The 1,710-nt window shown below is 52.7% G+C and carries 2 protein-coding genes; both read left to right on the forward strand.

Annotation, left to right across the window (positions count from 1 at the left end):
• Positions 1-692 (forward strand): hypothetical protein (locus V7Q10_RS15580; protein ID WP_333870055.1); only part of this gene is annotated, 692 nt, incomplete at its 5' end.
• Between the two features lie 9 nt (positions 693-701).
• Complete coding sequence (locus V7Q10_RS15585; protein ID WP_333870056.1) at positions 702-1,511, forward strand: hypothetical protein; 810 nt, start codon at positions 702-704, stop codon at positions 1,509-1,511.
• The last annotated feature ends 199 nt before the right edge of the window (positions 1,512-1,710 follow it).

Raw genomic sequence — 1,710 nt, forward strand, 5'->3', positions numbered from 1 at the left:
CAGCCGTGGAGAGCGAAGTGAAAAAAATATACAGAAGCGCGACCATAGTTTTTGTCAGCTCCGTTGCCGCCAGTTTGGTTGCCGTTGTTGTCGCGTCCATGATGTATTACCGCACGATGGAATCCATGCAGACCGCAAATAACACCTCGCTCGAAGCCTTAGTCATTTTCGCAGAGAATGTTGATAAACTCGCCGCGAGCACCACCACCCTTGAAGAAGCGATGCAGGAACAAGACAAGCTGATGATGGCGACCGAAGCTGCCAATGAAACACTTTCAAGGATCGAAGCTCAGCAAGAGTTAAATGCCACGGTCACGCAGGATGGTTTAAGCGATATGACCGAAACCAATCTGGCCTCAGTGTCTCAATTTAGCTCAACTGTATTGGATAAGATTGATTCCGATCTGGCCAACCATTCCGACGTCATCACCGCCGCTATTGCGCAGCTCGAGCTGGCGCAGGCGCAATTGATTGAGGCCTTTGCAGCGCAAGAAACGGCAAATTCCGGCGCACAAACACCTATGACCGAGGTGACCACAAAAATCGAAGCCATTCTCATGCTGCAACGGGAGATTTCGGCCAAGATCACCGCCGCAAATTCGCCGCCCCCGCGGACCCGCACAGCGCCAAAAGTGAAGCCGAAAACTGCCCCCACCCGGCCAAAGGTCGATGATCCAATCAGCTTTCCTTAAGGAAATTTCATGGCGCTTGAAGACGAACAGATAGACCCGCAGGTTGCCGAGGCAGAGGCGCCCCCGATCCGTCAGTTTTTGAAGGTTCAAAAGCAGGGCATGGGGCGCGCAGCGGTCGCGCAACGGATCAAAGAAAACGATATCCTTGTCGCGATCGACGGTGAGCTGTTTCTTGGGGACAAAGAGACCCTGAAAGCGGTGTTCGAAGATTATGACCCGACAATGGTGGATGATGTGGCATGGCTCGTCACCTTCTGGCGCGACGGGGTCTTTTTCAATGTCTGTTTTCACACGCCCTTGCGGGCGAATTTCGATTTTGTATCGCCGGAGGAGGCCATCGAGGTCAGCGAAGGCTTTAAGAAGCTGCAATTTGAGCCAATTGAAACCTACCAAAACTTCGAAATCTTTAGAGATCTGCGCAAAAATGCCGCGATGCATCCCACAGCGCCGGATCCTCTTGCAACTTATGCGCCATTGCTTTGGATGTTGGGCAATCGTCTATACTATCCGATGCTGGCCATTACCATCGTCTATAGCATCACCGCGGTGACGCATATTTTGTTATTTATTCTGGGCTATATCCTGGTCGGGCTCTACGTCAAACGTGCCCAATTGAATTTGCTTCGGTCTTACCATCTGTTTGAAGATAAGTTTTATTGGATGGTGATTGGAGCCACCAATGAAATCGAAGCGCGACAGACCTGCCGCGCCTTGGATCCAGGTGTATTGTTCCCCTTCGATAAAGCGGAGCCCCCGCAAAAGCTGAACCGCATTCAGCGCAGGGCCCTGCGCGAGCAGCACCCCACGACCGAAACCTAAGCGCAGGGCTTCGGGCGGGCCCAAAAGAGCCGCTACCGGGCATGCGGCGCGCGTCTTTCGCGCCCATTTACAGTTTTTGACTAAATGATTTGCCTCCCATGTCGTTGAACTGGCCAAGGGGGGATAAGATGCGATCAACTTTCATAAATGAGCTCCCCATTTCCGCCTTGCCGCGCGAAACCGTGCGCGCAAGAACTGT

It is taken from the genome of Cypionkella sp. (assembly GCF_036782355.1).
GTDB lineage: Bacteria > Pseudomonadota > Alphaproteobacteria > Rhodobacterales > Rhodobacteraceae > Cypionkella.

Coding starts and splice junctions, on each gene's coding strand:
- V7Q10_RS15585 (WP_333870056.1), top strand. CDS start 702: ATGGCGCTTGAAGACGAACAGATAGACCCGCAGGTTGCCGAGGCAGAG.